This window comes from Bacteroides sp. AF25-5LB (genome assembly GCF_003602965.1).
GTDB classification, from domain to species: domain Bacteria; phylum Bacteroidota; class Bacteroidia; order Bacteroidales; family Bacteroidaceae; genus Bacteroides; species Bacteroides uniformis.
Map to the genome: position 1 here is coordinate 16,760 of NZ_QTMC01000005.1, position 16,752 is coordinate 33,511.

13 protein-coding genes are annotated in these 16,752 nt (G+C 48.2%); 6 read left to right on the forward strand and 7 right to left on the reverse strand.

Annotation, left to right across the window (positions count from 1 at the left end; translation table 11 throughout):
- Nucleotides 1–17: 17 nt before the first annotated feature.
- Nucleotides 18–524: an anaerobic ribonucleoside-triphosphate reductase activating protein gene (nrdG, locus tag DWY57_RS07250; protein WP_117601373.1), complete on the reverse strand. Its 507-nt coding sequence runs from the start codon at nucleotides 522–524 to the stop codon at nucleotides 18–20.
- 130 nt (nucleotides 525–654) lie between these two features.
- Entirely contained in the window at nucleotides 655–2,862 is a 2,208-nt protein-coding gene (locus DWY57_RS07255; protein WP_098032254.1) for an anaerobic ribonucleoside triphosphate reductase, read from the reverse strand.
- 425 nt (nucleotides 2,863–3,287) lie between these two features.
- On the opposite strand from DWY57_RS07255, the gene DWY57_RS07260 reads away from it, so the two are divergent.
- Complete coding sequence (locus DWY57_RS07260; RefSeq protein WP_171030455.1) at nucleotides 3,288–4,253, forward strand: cobalamin biosynthesis protein; 966 nt, start codon at nucleotides 3,288–3,290, stop codon at nucleotides 4,251–4,253.
- A gap of 154 nt (nucleotides 4,254–4,407) precedes the next feature.
- Here the strand turns inward: DWY57_RS07260 and DWY57_RS07265 are convergent, their stop codons facing one another.
- The 5 genes from DWY57_RS07265 to DWY57_RS07285 all read right to left on the reverse strand — a co-directional run bounded on the left by DWY57_RS07265 (nucleotide 4,408) and on the right by DWY57_RS07285 (nucleotide 10,520).
- Complete coding sequence (locus tag DWY57_RS07265; RefSeq protein ID WP_117601371.1) at nucleotides 4,408–5,505, reverse strand: TlpA disulfide reductase family protein; 1,098 nt, start codon at nucleotides 5,503–5,505, stop codon at nucleotides 4,408–4,410.
- Nucleotides 5,506–5,628: 123 nt separating this feature from the next.
- The gene (locus DWY57_RS07270; RefSeq protein ID WP_117601370.1) at nucleotides 5,629–6,177 is read right to left on the reverse strand and encodes a 30S ribosomal protein S16; all 549 of its coding nucleotides are present in this window, start codon (nucleotides 6,175–6,177) and stop codon (nucleotides 5,629–5,631) included.
- A gap of 174 nt (nucleotides 6,178–6,351) precedes the next feature.
- A complete protein-coding gene (locus DWY57_RS07275; RefSeq protein WP_117601369.1) occupies nucleotides 6,352–7,662 on the reverse strand; it encodes a Na+/H+ antiporter NhaC family protein in 1,311 nt (436 codons plus the stop codon).
- A gap of 176 nt (nucleotides 7,663–7,838) precedes the next feature.
- Entirely contained in the window at nucleotides 7,839–9,350 is a 1,512-nt protein-coding gene (locus DWY57_RS07280) for an altronate dehydratase family protein (RefSeq protein WP_117601368.1), read from the reverse strand.
- Between the two features lie 114 nt (nucleotides 9,351–9,464).
- Complete coding sequence (locus DWY57_RS07285; protein ID WP_117601367.1) at nucleotides 9,465–10,520, reverse strand: LacI family DNA-binding transcriptional regulator; 1,056 nt, start codon at nucleotides 10,518–10,520, stop codon at nucleotides 9,465–9,467.
- 271 nt (nucleotides 10,521–10,791) lie between these two features.
- Between DWY57_RS07285 and DWY57_RS07290 the strand changes: the two genes are divergently transcribed.
- The 5 genes from DWY57_RS07290 (at nucleotide 10,792) to DWY57_RS07310 (ending at nucleotide 16,743) form a co-directional block, all read left to right on the forward strand.
- Nucleotides 10,792–11,817, forward strand: a complete 1,026-nt coding sequence (locus DWY57_RS07290; protein WP_117601366.1) for a sugar kinase — start codon at nucleotides 10,792–10,794, stop codon at nucleotides 11,815–11,817.
- A gap of 45 nt (nucleotides 11,818–11,862) precedes the next feature.
- Entirely contained in the window at nucleotides 11,863–12,228 is a 366-nt protein-coding gene (locus DWY57_RS07295) for a four helix bundle protein (RefSeq protein WP_117601365.1), read from the forward strand.
- A gap of 98 nt (nucleotides 12,229–12,326) precedes the next feature.
- A complete protein-coding gene (locus DWY57_RS07300; RefSeq protein ID WP_022401191.1) occupies nucleotides 12,327–12,995 on the forward strand; it encodes a bifunctional 4-hydroxy-2-oxoglutarate aldolase/2-dehydro-3-deoxy-phosphogluconate aldolase in 669 nt (222 codons plus the stop codon).
- Between the two features lie 639 nt (nucleotides 12,996–13,634).
- Nucleotides 13,635–14,804: a glycosyltransferase family 2 protein gene (locus DWY57_RS07305; protein ID WP_119961502.1), complete on the forward strand. Its 1,170-nt coding sequence runs from the start codon at nucleotides 13,635–13,637 to the stop codon at nucleotides 14,802–14,804.
- Nucleotides 14,805–14,841: 37 nt separating this feature from the next.
- Nucleotides 14,842–16,743 (forward strand): asparagine synthase C-terminal domain-containing protein, encoded by a 1,902-nt coding sequence (locus DWY57_RS07310; protein ID WP_117601363.1) that lies wholly within the window; start codon nucleotides 14,842–14,844, stop codon nucleotides 16,741–16,743.
- Nucleotides 16,744–16,752: the final 9 nt, after the last annotated feature.

Here is a 16,752-nt window from a genome sequence, read left to right on the forward strand (position 1 = left end):
AATGACGGGATACTTTTTTAAATGCCCTTTTGGGGATTATAGTGGTAAATTACGGTTTCCCCCTTTTGCAGGGATGTCTGTACGTCAATCAGACGCTGGTTGCGGCTTCCCCGGAAATAGAGTTCCTCATCCCTCAGTTCTTTCTTGAATTTGCCGTCCACCAGTACGTCGATGTACTTCAGCAGTTGGGCTTGGCGCGGGTTGCGCAGTAGTTTTTCAAAAGTATAGCCCGTATAGCACCAGATGTTTTTCCGGCTCCGCTCCTTGATGGCATGTGCCAGTTGGGTGAATCCTTCCGGCTGGAACATCGGGTCTCCACCACTGAAGGTGACGTCTGCAAAGTTGTCGGCAAGGACTTTTTCCAGAATCTCTTCCGTACTCATCCAGTGCCCGCGGTTGATGTCCCACGACTCCGGATTGTGGCAACCGGGACAACCGTTGGGGCATCCGGCAGCATAAATGGCGGTCCGGAAGCCCGGACCGTCTACTGTGGTATCTTCTAAAATGTCGAGAATAGAAAGCATGAGTAGGGAATTAATAATTAAAAATTAAAAATTAAACATCGCAGGTAGGAAGCTGAACATTAATCATTAAAAATTAAACGTCAACCATTAAAAATGAAGCTCCGCTTTGCACTGCGCAGCCCTTTAATTTTTAATTATGAACGACCCTGTCGTTCAACTCTGCCAGCTTGGCATTGTTCCAGCGGTCGGTTGTCCCCACCAGGTAGCCGGTGATGCGTTGCAGCTTGTCGATATGCTTGCTGCCGCACTTCGGGCATTCTTCCAGGTTTGGGGTGGAGTTTTCGTGGCCGCACTCCAGACAGCGGTTACGGTTGTGGTTTACCGAACCGTAGCCGATGTTGTATTGGTCCATCATGTCCACTACACGCATAATGACTTCCGGATTGTGGGTGGCGTCACCGTCTATCTCCACATAGAAGATGTGTCCGCCGCGGGTCAGCTCATGATAAGGAGCCTCCACTTCCGCTTTGTGGCGGGCGCTGCATTTGTAGTATACGGGCACGTGGTTGGAGTTGGTGTAGTAGTCACGGTCCGTAATGCCCGGCAGCGTGCCGAACTTCTTACGGTCGATGCGGGTGAACTTGCCCGACAGCCCTTCGGCAGGAGTGGCAAGCACGCTGTAGTTGTGCTGGTATTGCTCCGAGAACTGGTTGGCACGGTCGCGCATATAGGTCACGATTTTCAGTCCCAGCTCCTGGGCTTCGCCAGATTCGCCGTGATGTTTTCCGAGCAATGCCACGAGACATTCTGCCAATCCGATGAAACCGATTCCCAGTGTTCCCTGGTTGATGACGGAAGCAATCGTATCGTTCGGTTTCAGCTTCTCGCTGCCTATCCACAAGGCAGACATCAGTAGCGGGAACTGCTTGGCGAAGGCGGTCTTTTGAAACTCCATGCGCTCGTGCAGCTGGCGTGCGGTCACTTCGAGCATACTATCCAGCTTGGCAAAGAACCGGGCGATGCGCTGTTCCTTGTCTTCGATGTTCATGCACTCAATGCCCAGACGGACGATGTTGATGGTAGAGAAAGAGATGTTGCCGCGTCCGATGGAGGTCTTCGGTCCGAAACGGTTTTCGAATACACGGGTACGGCATCCCATGGTAGCAACTTCATGCTGGTAGCGTTTCGGGTCATCGGCTTTCCAGTCCTCGCTTTGGTTGAAGGTGGCGTCCAGGTTCAGGAAGTTCGGGAAGAAACGCCGTGCCGTCACCTTGCAGGCCAGTTGGTAGAGGTCGTAGTTGCGGTCTTCAGGCAGGTAGCTCACACCCCGTTTCTTTTTCCATATCTGGATGGGGAAGATGGCGGTTTCTCCGTTTCCTACCCCCTGATAGGTGCTTTTCAGCAGCTCGCGGATGATGCAGCGCCCCTCGGCAGAGGTGTCTGTGCCGTAGTTGATGGAGCTGAACACCACTTGGTTGCCGCCGCGTGAGTGGATGGTGTTCATGTTATGGATAAACGCCTCCATGGACTGGTGCACGCGCGATACGGTCTTGTTGACAGCATGCTGCACGATGCGGTCCTCGTCCGTCAGTCCGTCCAACGGCTGTAGCAGATAGTCGGCCAGTTCCTTCTGATAGAGATGGGAATAGTCTTTTCCATTCAGTTCTTCCAGGTTCTTGACTTCCTCGATGAAGCTGTTGCGCACGTAGGGGGCAAGGTAGAAATCGAATGCAGGGATGGCTTGTCCGCCGTGCATCTCGTTCTGGGCTGTTTCCAGCGAGATACATCCCAGGATACTGGCAGTCTCGATGCGTTTGGCCGGGCGCGATTCGCCGTGTCCGGCAGAGAAGCCGTATTTCAGAATATGGTCCAGCGGATGTTGCACGCATGTCAGGCTCTTGGTGGGATAATAATCCTTGTCATGGATGTGCAGATAGTTCTGGGTGACGGCATCCAGAACTTCTTCACTCAGCAGATAGTCGTCCACAAAAGGCTTGGTGGTTTCGCTGGCAAATTTCATCATCATGCCTGCCGGGGTATCAGCATTCATATTGGCATTTTCGCGTGTGATGTCGTTGGACTTGATGTTGATAATCTCCAGGAACATGTCGCGCGTCTTTGCCTTGCGGGCAATGCTTCGCTGGTTGCGGTAGGCGATGTATTTTTGGGCAACGTCCTTACGGCTGCTCTTCATCAGCTCCACTTCCACCAAATCCTGGATGGCTTCCACCGTCATCTGCGAATCCCCCTTGAAAGAGATGCGGTCCGTAATCTGGTGTATCAGTTGCAGGTCTTCACCTTTATCTGTATGCAACATGGCTTTCCGGATGGCGGTGGCTATTTTTTCTTCGTTGAATCCGACGACGCGCCCGTCGCGCTTGAGTACTGTCTGTATCATAACCTTTTATACTTAAATGTGACTATCTATTTAGTTTAAATGCGGAAACAAAGGTATTATAGTTATTGATAGGTTTTACTTTTTGGGAAACTTTTTGTGATTTAAAAAGTGTTAATCGCTTGATAATTAGTGGTATTTTATTTGTAAATGGAAAACTTTGAATAAAAATTACTTTTTAAAGTTGTTCGTTATAGGCTGTTGTTGTATACTTGAGCATTCTCTGAATTTTCAAGTGTCAAATGAAGATAAATCTTTGGAGCGGATTGTGGATTTTCGGATTCTTTAGTTATATTTGTAACGAATTGGTTTATTTAAGGTTCTCAATCCTTGATAATGTCTCTTGTTACCGTTCAATTGTATTGCTTTATTGCCCGTGGCATAGGGGCTGAAGTATCATTATTTTAATAATCAAAGAAAGGATGAATATGGCAAATGTATTTCCTCCGTTTAAAATAGACATCGCTGGAGCTTTTTGCGTACCTCGTGCATTGAAGGATGCCCGCGAGCAATATCAGAACGGACAAGTGAGCCGGCAGGCTTTGCAGGCGGTTGAAGATGCGTCAGTGCGCAATCTTGTGGAACGGCTGGAACAGGGAGGCATGAAGGTGGTTTCCGACGGTGGTTTCCGAAGTCGTGATTTTTTGGAAAGCTGGGAGGGTATCCGTTCCAAAGACGGCCAGTTTTTCTCCGAAGGTTCTCCTTTGGAGGTTACGGAACGGCTCGGCTTGCTCCGGCATCCGGTTCTGGAAGAATTTGCATTTCTTGATTCCATTGCGGGTGGGGAGGTGATGAAGAAACAGCATATCCCCTCGCCGGCAGAACTCTTGACCCAGATTATTCAACGCGTGGAGCGGACTCAGATAGAAACCGTTTATTCCGACATTCGGCTTTTGACGGATGATATTGCTTCCTGCTACAAACTTTTGCTTACCCAACTCTATGATGCCGGTTGTCGCTACGTCCAGTTCGACGGGGTGCATTCGGTGATAATGGAAGATACCGTTCGGCTGAATAACCGTGTTTTGCGCGAGCGTCCTGCAGGGATGTATGTTGCATTCCATGCACCTACGGATATGTTGGTGCAGCTGCATGGGGCCGATGCCTATTTCTTGAATTACGACTGTGGCGCGTGCGACCGCAACCGTCTGCTCTGGTTTATACACGAGAAAGAGGCGGTATTCGGTTTCGTGCTGTCCCATTATCCCCAGGAAGACGAACTGGATGAATTGCAGGCGAAGACCGAGAGCGTGTTGAACTATATCCCCTTGAAACGTTTCACTTTGTGCCTGCCGGATGCGAATGCGCTTCTTTCCCCTTCGGAGGCCGATGAGGAAAAGCAGTGGGAAACCGTACGGTTGGGTATGGAAATGGCGGCACGCATCTTCTCTTGAAAATGCCGCACTTCATCATCCCGAATGCCGCACTTCATTGACCGAAATGCAACATTTTATCAATTGAAATGCCACACTTCGCAAGGCGCAATCAATAGCATTTGCCTTTGCGAAGTGTGGCATTCTTCTTTAGCTTCCGGTGTGTCCGGCTTTATTATTTAACAGCTTCAGCTATCTTTTCCTGAAGTTCGTCACCGTGCAATCCGCGTGCAAGGATAGTTCCTTCACCGTCAATCAACACAGTGTGGGGGATGCTGCTTACGGCATAAAGCTGTGCGCCTTCGCAGTTCCAGTATTTCAGGTCGGACATTTGCGGCCAAGTGATGTTCAGCTTCTTGATGGCTTCTTTCCATGCGTCAGCACTCTGGTCCAGGGATACGCCTACAATCTCGAAGTTCTTGTTCTTGTATTTGGCGTAAGCTTCCACCAGGTTGGGCATCTCGCGACGGCAGGGGCCGCACCAGCTTGCCCAGAAGTCAACAAGGACAACTTTGCCCTTGCCTACGTAGTCGGATAGTTTTACCGTTTTTCCTTCCGGCGTCTGCATCTCGAAGTCTGTGAACTTCTGGCCTACGGCAGTGGCTTTCATTTTCTCAACGTTGTTCTTTATCTTGACGATGGCTTCGTCGTTGTCGTAAGCTGCGGGGATTTGGGGCATCAGCGGGTTGAGGTCTGCCACATCCATGTAGTAATAGTTCTGCTTCAGCAGGAGTACACCCACCGGGTTGGTGATGTTCTTTTTGATGCCGGCTTTGATGGCAGATATCATGCTGTTTTCCAGATTTTCCATCTCTTTGCCTTTGGTTTCACGCTGTTCGTCGGTCAGTGTGGTGTCCGACATGGATTCGTAGATGCTCATCATCTGTTTGTTCAGACCGTTGATTTGGGCTCTGATTTCCTGGTAGGCATCATTGTTGGCAGTACCGGTGGCAGAGTTGTTTTCCTGCGACAAGTTGATTATAATCTTGCCGTTTTCCAGGAAGAAGTCGATGGCTGCGCCGTCTTTTCCTTCGGCTTTGTAAGAGATGTAGCGGTTGACAGCAGTATCTTGTGTGCCCTTGAAGGTAAATGTTCCACCTTTGATGACAGCAGAATCCAATTTGACGAATTGGCGTCCTTCCACGGTTTCCAGATATACGGTGTCGCCGTCGGCTGCACCCTCTACAGTTCCGGTTACGGTGTAACCGTTGTTTCCACTGTTACAAGCCGTAAACACAGCGGCTACAGCGAGCAGATAAGTAAACTTTTTCATTGCTTGTTTTTTTAATGAATGATTATAGCTGCAAATATAGTAATAAAAAATCCCCTCCGATATGAACCGGAGAGGATTTTTATAGTTTTAATCCCATTTTTAGCGATAATGCTGTGCTTACTATTATTCGGCAGCAGTTTCTTCAGCAGCAGGGGTTTCTTCTGCAGGAGCCTCTTCAGCCGATGCTTCAGCAGCAGCTTTTGCGGCAGCTTCAGCAGCTTTCTTTTCTGCCAATGCTTTTGCTTTTTCTTCGTTTACTTTCTTTTCTGCTTCCAGACGTGCCTTTGCTTCAGCTTTCTTAGCTTCGTCTTCCTTAGCCTTCAGAGCAGCCAAACCGCTTTGTTTGTTGTTCTTCCAAGCTTCGAACTTAGCGTCAGCTTCCGCTTCGCCAAATGCGCCTTTTGCTACACCGCCCAGCAAGTGCTTCTTCATGTAAACACCTTCGCGAGAGAGGATGTTACGAACTGTGTCAGTAGGTTGTGCACCCTTCAACACCCAGTCAAGTGCGCGGTCGAACTTCAAATCTACTGTGGCAGGATTGGTGTTAGGATTGTAAGTACCAATCTTCTCAATAAATTTACCATCACGTGGTGCTCTTACGTCTGCAATAACGATAGAGTAAAAAGCGTAGCTCTTACGTCCATGTCTTTGCAATCTGATTTTTGTTGCCATTTAATTAAAATATTTTTAGTTAATGATTTGAATTATGCTACTATCTCGTAATAGCGGGTGCAAAGGTAAGAAAAGATTTTGAGTTATGAGTTATGAGTTATGAGTTATTTGTTGGCATGAGGGTGTTTTTTTTAAATGTTCACACAACACCACTCATCACTCATCACTTATCACTCATCCTTCTCCCGAGTATTTCCTGGGGTATCTCAGGAGAATGGCGAGTATGGCGCAGGCTCCCATGCAGAAGGGGTAGTATAGGTTTCCGATGATGCTGATGGGGGAGATGCCGGCAAGTCCGGCGGCTATCAGCATTTGTGCTCCGTAGGGGATGATACCTTGCACAAGGCATGAGAAGGTGTCCAGTATGCTGGCTGTTTTCCGGCGGTCCAGGTGGAAGCGGATGGCGATGTCCTTGGCTATGGGGCCGGTGGTGATGATGGCAATGGTGTTGTTGGCGGTGCAGAGATTGGCGATGCTGACCAGGGCGGCGATGCTGAATTCGGCTCCCCGCTTGCCGCTGACGTGGCGGGTCAGCCGGGAGATGATGAAGTCGATGCCGCCGTTGTAGCGGATGGTTTCGAGCATGCCTCCGGCCAGCAGGGTGATGATGATGAGCTCGCCCATGCCGGTGATGCCCGTTCCCATGGCTCCGAACCAGTCGAAGAAGGCGGTGCCGGTATAGATACCGATAATTCCGGTAGAGAGGATGCCCAGCAGCAGTACCAGCATGACGTTGACGCCTGCTACGGCCGTACCCAGTACGATGAGGTAGGGGATTACCTTTATCCACTCGATGGTCTGTACTTGTGGTGGGGCAGAGACGGACAGTCCTTGAAAGATATAGATGCCCAGTATGATAAGTGCTGCCGGTACCACAATCATAAAGTTGACACGGAACTTGTCCCTCATCACGCAGTCCTGCGTCTTGGTCGATGCAATGGTGGTGTCGGATATGAAGGAAAGATTGTCTCCGAAGAACGAGCCTCCCACCACGATGGCAACCATGTAGGGCAGGTCGATGCCCGTCTTTTCCGCCAGCCCCACGGCTACGGGAGTCAGTGCGACGATAGTTCCTACGCTTGTTCCTATCGAGAGGGAGATGAAGCAGGCGGCGATGAAGATGCCCGCCAGCAGCAGGTTGTCCGGCAGTATATGCAGGGTCAGATTTACGGTCGCATCAATGGCGCCCATCTGCTTGGCGCTTTGGGCGAATGCTCCTGCAAGGATGAATATCCATACCATCAGCATGATGTTCTTGTTACTGGCGCCCACGGAAAACTGGTAGATGCGCTGTTCCAGATTCAGGCCGCGCGTGATGGCGATGGCATAGCAGGACGAGGCGAGGAAGGCTACCGTGATGGGGACTTTATAGAAGTCGTTCACCAGGAGCGAAGTCACCAGATAGAGGCAAAGGAACACCGCCAACGGGCTGAGTGCCCACCAGCCGCTTTGGGTTTTAGGGGTTGTATCGGTTGTTGCTGACATAGTTGTATTGTTTGGTTGAGATTAATGGTTCACCACAGATTTCTACCTTTCAATCAATTCCATGTTAATCGGGGTAATCTGTGGTGAAATCAATTCCGCCGCAAAGGTAACAAAAACAAAGGGCGGCACAAAATGGTTTTGTCCCGCCCTCCATCTATCAGTCTTTAATTTTCAATTTACAAAGTTACTCCGGTCTTGAAGATGGCTATTTCCTTGTAGCCTTTCTTTTCGTTGTTCACGAATTCACCGCTTGCTACTTTGATGATATACTCGATGAAGCGTTCGCAGGTTTGCTTCATCGGTTCGTTCTCGACGATAACTCCGGCGTTGAAGTCTATCCAGCCCGGTTTGTTCTTTGCTAAAGTGGAGTTGGTGGAAATCTTCATGGTCGGCACATAGGTTCCGAAGGGTGTTCCGCGTCCTGTGGTGAACAGCACCATGTGGCATCCGCAAGAGGCAAGGGCAGTGGCGGCTACAAGGTCGTTTCCCGGAGCAGACAGCAGGTTCAGTCCCTTTACTTTCAGGCGTTCGCCATATGGAAGTACCCCTTCCACGTAGCTTGTGCCGCATTTCTGGGTGCATCCCAAGGCCTTGTCCTCCAATGTAGAGATGCCACCTGCCTTATTTCCCGGAGACGGGTTTTCGCCTACCGGTTCACCGTGTGAGAGGAAATATTCCTTGAAGTCATTAATCAGCTTCACCGTGTCCTCAAACAACTCTTTGGTGCGGCAGCGGTTCATCAGAATGGTTTCTGCACCGAACATTTCCGGTACTTCCGTCAGTACGCTGGTGCCGCCTTGTGCTACCAGGAAGTCGGAGAACATGCCCAGTAGCGGATTGGCGGTGATGCCGGAGAAACCGTCCGAACCGCCACACTTCAAGCCTACGCGCAATTCACTTAAGGGAATATCCTCGCGCTGGTCCTGGATGACTTTGGCATAAAGTTCGCGCAGCAGCTCCATGCCTTCTTCGTATTCATCACCCACTTTCTGGGTCACCATAAACTTTACGCGATCCCGGTCATAGTCTCCCAGAAACTCGCAGAATACATCTGGCTGGTTATTCTCACATCCCAGGCCTACCACGAGTACGGCTCCCGCATTGGGATGCAGCACCATGTCGCGGAGGATTTTCTTTGTATTCTCGTGGTCGTCACCCAACTGGGAGCAGCCGTAATTATGGGGATAAGCCATGATAGCATCCACGCCCTTTCCGCCCGTTTCGCGGCGCAGGCCTTCGGCAAGTTGGTTGATGATTCCGTTTACACAGCCCACTGTCGGAATAATCCATATCTCATTGCGCACGCCTACATCTCCGTTTTTGCGTTTGTACCCTCTAAAGGTCAGGTTTGGCGCGCCAGTATTGAGGTTTAGGACCGTAGTATTGAGGTCTACATTGACGGGGTTGTATGTGTATTCCAGCAACCCGGACAAGTTGGTCTTGATATTGTTTTCATTCATCCAGTCTCCCTGCTTCTGCGCTTTCCGGGCATGGCCGATGGGGTATCCGTATTTAATGACGTTTTCGCCTTCCTCAAAGTCTTTCAGTGCAAATTTGTGTCCGGCAGGAACATCCTCATTCAAGGTGATTTCCTTTCCGTCCACCGTGAGTTTTTCACCAGCCGGAAGTGCTGTGATAGCCACTGCAACATTGTCGGAAGGATTGATTTTCAGGTACTTTGCCTCCATTTTTTAAATTCCCCATTTACCATCTACAATGTACAATTTGGCTGCGCTGCACTAGTATTAGTCCCCTTCCGCATGCCCGAATTGTACATTGTAGATGGTACATTGTACATGCAACTATTTATTGTAATAAAACTCTATATTCTCCTTCGTTAGCAAGTCAATTGGCATGAAGTTTTCCCTTGTGATTTCCTTCTTCAGAATCAGGTATTCGCACAAGGCCTTGATGCCGTCGAATCCTTGCAGGGTGGGCTGTTGTGCTATGAGGAAGAAGATGCTTCCTTGTTTCAGACAGTCTACATTGCGTTGCAGCAGGTCATAGCCCATCAGGTTGAAGTTTTTTTTCTGCTTCTTCAGCAGGTATTCCCCGATGATGTATGCTTTGGAGTTGAAGGTGATTCCGTTCTTTACGGTAGGATGCTCTTGGAAGAACTCGTCTAGCATCAGTGTGTCCTCGCTGTCGCGCTTGGCATGCAGGTCCAGTTCCCAGATGCGGCAGGCGGGATGATGCTTCTGCATGTATTCGCGGAAACCTATTTCGCGGCGTTCCTGCTGGTTCGACCCAACGATGCCTTCGTTTATTTTGCGGAAGATGACGATTTCCTGCGCGTCTTCTCCGGCAAGCAGCATCAGCATGCGGGCGGCAAAATATCCGCTTTGGTGCGAGTTCTGCCCGTAGAAGGATAGGGCGGGCTCTTCCTTTATATTGGAGTCTATATATATATAAGGTATATTATGTTGCGTCAACTCATCCGTAAAGGGCTTGGTGTATTGCGGAACGGTGGGGGCAAACATCACTCCGTCCGGCTCCAGTGACAGAATCTGTCTGGAGGCTTCCGCGAATGAATGATAGTCATACGGGTCATAGTAGGAGAGGTGCACGGCGACGTTAAAGTCAGAATAAGTCTCTACGGCGTTGTGTATGCCTGTCTCTACGTCTGTCCAGTATTCGCCTTTCTCGTGCAGTGGCAGCAGGCAGGCAAATGTGTACTTCTTGTTCGAAGCCAGTGCACTGGCATACATATTTGGTTGGTAATCCAGCTGTTTCAGGATTTCTTCCACCCGTTTCCGGCTGGATTCGGACACACCGCTGCGTCCGTGAATCACACGGTCGACGGTTCCCACTGATACGTCTGCCATCTTGGCGATATCTTTTATTCTGACTCTTTCCATCTATATTTATAATTTACAATGTACCAAGTAGAGTATATGTCTTGTGCTCGTGCACAATAATAATCTTGATATTTCCGCTACAAATATATGATAATTTTTTGTATTTCAAAAATTGTTGTATCTTTGTGCCCGCACACGAAGACTGTGAAGAATGAATGTTGTTTTGATTTACTATTCATATTTTCAAGTGTTTAAGTTCTTTTTATACCTCGTGATGATAAATTGAAAGGAAATAAATTAATTTCATATTAAAATAAAATATAGAAAGATTATGGGAAAGAAAGTAGTTACATTAGGTGAAATAATGCTGAGACTGTCTACTCCGGGAAATACCCGTTTTGTGCAGTCCGACTCTTTTGATGTGGTATATGGCGGTGGTGAGGCCAACGTAGCTGTCAGCTGTGCCAACTACGGGCATGATGCTTATTTTGTAACCAAGTTGCCGAAACATGAAATAGGCCAGTCGGCTGTCAACGCATTGCGCAAGTATGGCGTAAAGACAGATTTCATTGCGCGTGGTGGTGATCGTGTAGGTATCTACTATCTTGAAACTGGTGCTTCCATGCGTCCCAGTAAGGTAATCTATGACCGTGCACACTCTGCCATTGCCGAGGCAGATGCGGCAGACTTTGATTTCGATGCCATCATGGAAGGTGCAGACTGGTTCCATTGGTCAGGTATCACTCCCGCCATCTCCGACAAGGCTGCGGAACTGACTCGCTTGGCTTGCGAAGCTGCCAAGCGTCACGGCGTTATGGTGTCGGTAGACCTCAATTTCCGTAAAAAACTCTGGACCAAAGAAAAAGCCCAGTCCATCATGAAGCCTTTGATGCAGTATGTGGATGTCTGCATCGGCAATGAAGAGGATGCTGAACTCTGTCTGGGCTTCAAGCCCGATGCAGACGTGGAAGGCGGCAAGACGGACGCTGAAGGCTACAAGGGAATCTTCAAGGCGATGGCGAAGGAATTCGGCTTCAAATATGTCATCTCTACGTTGCGCGAGTCTTTCTCTGCCACCCACAACGGCTGGAAGGCAATGATTTACAACGGTGAGGAATTCTACGAATCAAAGCGTTACGACATCAATCCTATCATCGACCGCGTAGGTGGTGGCGACTCTTTCTCAGGCGGTATCATCCACGGCCTGCTGACAAAACCTAACCAGGGTGCCGCCCTCGAATTTGCAGTAGCGGCTTCTGCCTTGAAGCATACTATCAACGGTGACTTCAACCTCGTTTCTACAGAAGAGGTAGAAGCGCTGGCAGGGGGGGATGCAAGCGGACGAGTACAGAGATAAGTTCATTTACAATTTATCATTTACAATGTACAATTTGTGCTGCTGATGAATCGAGATGATATGAAAAACCGCTTGAAGATGTTTGCGGTACGAATAATAAGGCTGGTAGACAAGTTGCCTAATACATCAGCAGGTAGAGCTATTGGCAACCAGATTGTCCGTTCCGGTACTTCTCCCGGTGCCAATTATCGAGCAGCTTGTGTTGGAAAATCAGACAAGGATTTCTTAAACAAATTAAAAATGATAGAGGAAGAACTTGATGAAACGGCCTATTGGTTGGAGCTTATAATAGAATTGGAACTTGTTAAACCTGATTTGTTGCAGGATTTGTATCTTGAAAACAAGGAGCTTTTGAAGATTGTAGTAAAATCTATACTCACTATGCGTGATAAAGTAAATGGTAAAGTATAATATATAGAGGTAAGTATAATATATAAGTAATATGACAATTAAGCATTGTACAAGTAGTCCGCATGGCAAATTGTACATTGTAAATAGTAAATAAAAAGATGAGTAAATTTGATAAAATCGCAGTATTGAATAAGATTGGTTCTACTGGAATGGTGCCCGTCTTTTATCATAAGGATGCAGAAGTTGCAAAGAAAGTAGTAAAGGCTTGTTACGATGGAGGTGTTCGTGCGTTCGAGTTCACGAACCGTGGTGACTTTGCCCACGAGGTGTTTGCGGAAGTTGTGAAGTTTGCGGCAAAAGAGTGCCCGGAGATGGCTATGGGTGTAGGTTCCATCGTCGACCCTGCTACTGCGGCGCTGTATTTGCAGTTGGGGGCATGTTTCGTTGTAGGCCCGTTGTTCAACCCGGAGATTGCTAAGATTTGTAACCGTCGTCTGGTAGCTTATACTCCGGGGTGCGGCAGCGTTTCAGAAGTAGGCTTCGCGCAAGAAGCAGGTTGCGATCTCTGCAAGATATTCCCGGGCGATGTGCTTGGTGCCAAACTTGTGAAAGGTTTGCTGGCTCCGATGCCTTGGTCCAAGCTGATGGTGACCGGTGGAGTGGAGCCGACCCAGGAAAACCTGACCTCTTGGATTAAGGCGGGTGTGTTCTGCGTAGGTATGGGTTCCAAACTCTTCCCGAAGGATAAGGTCGCTGCTGAAGACTGGACTTATGTTACGGAAAAATGTAAAGAAGCTTTGGGCTATATTGCTGAAGCGAGGAAATAAATAAGAAATTCATTTTGTTTAAAGGTGTTTAAAGGGGACAGTCATCGAAGCGTTTCGGCGTTTCGGTGGCTTGTTTTTTACTGGAAAGTATGCTCCCGATGAACAACAAATTGTTTATAAGTGTAAACTATACTCTTAAACTCTAAAACAATGTTATAAAACGCGCGAAAAATGTGTCGGCATTTTGTGCGCGCGGATAAAACACTTACCTTTGCAGTGCAGTTGGGAAACTGCATTTGGATTTGATAAATAATAAAACAGTTTTCAATAAAGGATATTAGTTATTAGGTAAAAGGATTGAAAATAGATTTTTTTCATAAGCTAAATGTTTTGAATAAATAGGTAAATTAGGTAAAGGTAAAATTGGATTTTGAAGTTTTCAGAATAGGTAATTGAAGTTTTATTTTTTTAGGTAAAGAGAAAGATTGATTTTTAGGTAACATTGATGTAGTTTAAAAGAAAAGCCTTAAAGGCTTTTCTTATAGGGGCGAGGGGTTCGTGAGAGCTTGCTCGTTTTTTTATTCCTATATTCTTCGCATTTTTTGTATATTTTATCCAAACTCTACTTCTTTTTTGTATCTTTGTGTCGGATACCCATTAAAAACAAGCAGCAGCTCTAAAGCTTAAATAGCCCTGAATTTGGAACATATATTGAATATACTTGATTGGCTTTTGTACATATTGTTTGCAATAAACATACTGTATCTATTGGTTTACAGTCTGGCGTCACGCCGACGTGACCTGCCTCTACCCCCTCCAGCCAAGGAACACAAACGTTTTGCCATATTGATTCCTGCCTATCGCGAAGATGCCGTGATACACGAGTGTGTTCATTCATGCCTGGAGCAGGATTATCCCGCCGACTGTTTTGATACGGTTGTCATTTCGGACCGTATGCAGCCCGAAACCAACGCTTCCCTCGCTATGCTTCCTGTCCGCCTGGTTGAAGTGCATTTTGAGAAAAGTACCAAGTCCAAATCTCTGAATGCCGCCATGACTGCCATCGGTAATAATTATGACATCGCTTTGGTGCTCGATGCGGACAATGTCATCCCTTACGATTATCTGAGTGATATTAACGACCTCTTCGCCAATCCGGAAGTCGAGATTGTGCAGACCCACCGGAGTGCAAAGAACCTGAACAATGACATGGCCTTGCTCGATGCCATCAGTGAGGAAATCAATAACACCATTTTCCGTTTGGGGCATGCCAAGCTGGGCTTGTCGGCCGCCCTTATCGGTTCCGGCATGGCGTTCCGTTATGACTTGTTCCGTGATACGATGGCTGACATCAAGGCTGTAGGCGGTTTCGACCGTGAATTGGAGCTGACCCTGCTCTATCGCGGCAAGCGCTTTTATTATCTGCCCGAAACCTTTGTATTTGATGAGAAGATACAGAACACCGGTGATTTCTCCCGTCAGCGCCGCCGCTGGCTGTCGGCACAATGGCACTACTGCCAGACTTTCGCCAAGTTTCTGTGGAAGGCGCTTGTTGCGCGTAACTGGGACTTCTGCGACAAGCTTTTCCAGCAGCTTTCCATTCCTCGCCTGCTGTTGGTGGGCTTCACGTTCCTCTTCTCCGTGTTGTTCACGGTTTATCGCTGGACATGGGGGCTGAAGTGGTGGCTGCTCTTGGTGTTGCTCGCTGTCGCACTGCTCGTTGCCGTTCCCAAAAGGTTCTGCACCAGCCGCCTGGCAATGGCCCTGCAAAAGATACCCTATACATTCCTGCTGATGGCAGGAAACATCTTCAAGCTGAGGGGAGCAAACAAGACCTTTATACATACCAGGCATGGGGTGGTGGAATAGAAAGGGATACACAATAAACAAGTCTATAAGCAAACAAATGATATACGGAAAAATCACTTTAGAAGATTGGCGTACAGCCTGTGTAGAGGGAGAAGAGCCGGAATCTTCTTTTGAAAGTTATAATCTGAGACTTTTCTTTTTCGGAACTTTGTATAATCGGGACACCTTGCAGGCAACTCCGGATGATACCAATGCCAAGCTTGCTGCCGATGCGTTTCTATCCGATCCGGCATATGGCTTTTCACGTCTGGACGGTTCGTTCACCATAGTATATTATTCAGAAAATGAATGCGGAGTGGTGCGCGACCATCATGGCACGCATTATCCCGTCTATTGTCACATTGATGGTAATTTTGCCACTTCCTGGCAATTTTTAGAGGACCAACTGGAAGAAAATTTCGAGCCTAATCTGGTTTCATTGAGTACATTCCTTCAGCGTGGCATTTTGAAGAAGAATAATTTCGCCCTATTCGATGTTCATTCTTTAGGTGCCGGCGAAAAGTTCTACATGTTGACAGAGCTTGGTTATCTGATGCCGGTTTGGGCTTCTGTAAAGTTAGAGACACAAGCGAACGTACATTCCATGTTTGATTCGCTGAAGGAAAGAAATCCCGGCTTATATGAGAAGGTGGCAGATGACATTTATTGTCTGAAGCGCGACAGCGTTTTTGAGCATGAACCCAAGGTGGCGACTGAACGGAATCCGGATGTCGAGGCCTATTCCCGCCGTTATGGAGAATTGCATGCGCAAGCCATCCGTCGGCGTATCGGAGACAGCCGCAAGGTAGGCATCCTGCTGAGTGGCGGCTATGATTCCGGGTCCAACCTTGCTGCGCTGCGCAGCATTTACGACGGCCAGATTGACTCCTATTCCGTGGGCTTTAAAGGAGATGCCTGGACGGAGCTGCCCATGGCCCGTCTGATGTCCGAAACCTTCGGCACGCGCCATCATGAGTACGAGATTGACGGTACGGAAACCAGTGCCTTGCCCGACATTGTCCGTTTTCTGGGTGAGCCTTTTATGGAAGGCGGGCTGATGGTAAACTATTGTGCCATGCGCATGATAGGCGATGACAAGCCCGACGTGATTCTGGGAGGTGACGGCAGTGACCAGTATTTCGGTACTTCCGGTCGCGAAGTGGCGTTGCATTATCTAGCCGCCCGCATAGGATTGCGTCCCTTGCTGCGTGGCATCAGCCGTCTGGTGGAGCATGAAACCTTTGATACCGGCGGAGAGCTTTCCCGCATCAATTTCCATTTGGATAAGATACTTCATATTCTGGAAGGGGAGCGTTTCGGCTTTTCCGACTCTGCCTTGTGTGCCCTTCTGCAAAATCCGGAAGAAGATTTTGAGCCGGTAAAATCACTACGGCCTGATATCCATAGTTTCGAGCATCTTTACGCGCAGCATGCCATTCTTTCCGATTTGGAGACTGTAATCAACCGTATCATTCTTTTCAAGGCTTCCAGCATGGCACGCATGTTCGGTAACAATCTGACGTATCCTTTTATGGACCTGGAGCTTTTCCATTTCCTGCAGGAGCTACCGGTAGGGTTGAAGTGCAGGGGCAGCAGTGTACTGGACATTGCGCGGGGTCGTTCCGTTTCTAAATATCTGTTAAAGCACCATTATAAACCTTTACTTCCCGAGGCCATTACCTTGAAGAAGAAGCAGGGCGGTTTTGCACCTATGCCACTGTTCTTCCGTGATAGGGCCCGACGTGCTCTCTTTAAGGAATTCATTCTTGCTTCCGGCATTATGGACAACTATCTGCGTCGTGATGCAGTGAAGAAGTTTCTTACAGATTATGAACAAGTTGCAGAGAAGGCGGGCGGTTGGTTCTGGCATAGGCAGAACAAGGCTTTGCAATATTTCAATCTGTTGACGCTTGTTGTGTGGTGGGAAGAGTTTGTGGAAGGCCATGAGGTGAAATTCTGAAAATATGAT

Excerpts from the sequence above, each read along its gene's own strand:
- nrdG (WP_117601373.1), bottom strand. The coding sequence starts at position 524 with ATGCTTTCTATTCTCGACATTTTAGAAGATACCACAGTAGACGGTCCG.
- DWY57_RS07255 (WP_098032254.1), bottom strand. The coding sequence starts at position 2,862 with ATGATACAGACAGTACTCAAGCGCGACGGGCGCGTCGTCGGATTCAAC.
- DWY57_RS07260 (WP_171030455.1), top strand. The coding sequence starts at position 3,288 with ATGGCAAATGTATTTCCTCCGTTTAAAATAGACATCGCTGGAGCTTTT.
- DWY57_RS07265 (WP_117601371.1), bottom strand. The coding sequence starts at position 5,505 with ATGAAAAAGTTTACTTATCTGCTCGCTGTAGCCGCTGTGTTTACGGCT.
- DWY57_RS07270 (WP_117601370.1), bottom strand. The coding sequence starts at position 6,177 with ATGGCAACAAAAATCAGATTGCAAAGACATGGACGTAAGAGCTACGCT.
- DWY57_RS07275 (WP_117601369.1), bottom strand. The coding sequence starts at position 7,662 with ATGTCAGCAACAACCGATACAACCCCTAAAACCCAAAGCGGCTGGTGG.
- DWY57_RS07280 (WP_117601368.1), bottom strand. The coding sequence starts at position 9,350 with ATGGAGGCAAAGTACCTGAAAATCAATCCTTCCGACAATGTTGCAGTG.
- DWY57_RS07285 (WP_117601367.1), bottom strand. The coding sequence starts at position 10,520 with ATGGAAAGAGTCAGAATAAAAGATATCGCCAAGATGGCAGACGTATCA.
- DWY57_RS07290 (WP_117601366.1), top strand. The coding sequence starts at position 10,792 with ATGGGAAAGAAAGTAGTTACATTAGGTGAAATAATGCTGAGACTGTCT.
- DWY57_RS07295 (WP_117601365.1), top strand. The coding sequence starts at position 11,863 with ATGAATCGAGATGATATGAAAAACCGCTTGAAGATGTTTGCGGTACGA.
- DWY57_RS07300 (WP_022401191.1), top strand. The coding sequence starts at position 12,327 with ATGAGTAAATTTGATAAAATCGCAGTATTGAATAAGATTGGTTCTACT.
- DWY57_RS07310 (WP_117601363.1), top strand. The coding sequence starts at position 14,842 with ATGATATACGGAAAAATCACTTTAGAAGATTGGCGTACAGCCTGTGTA.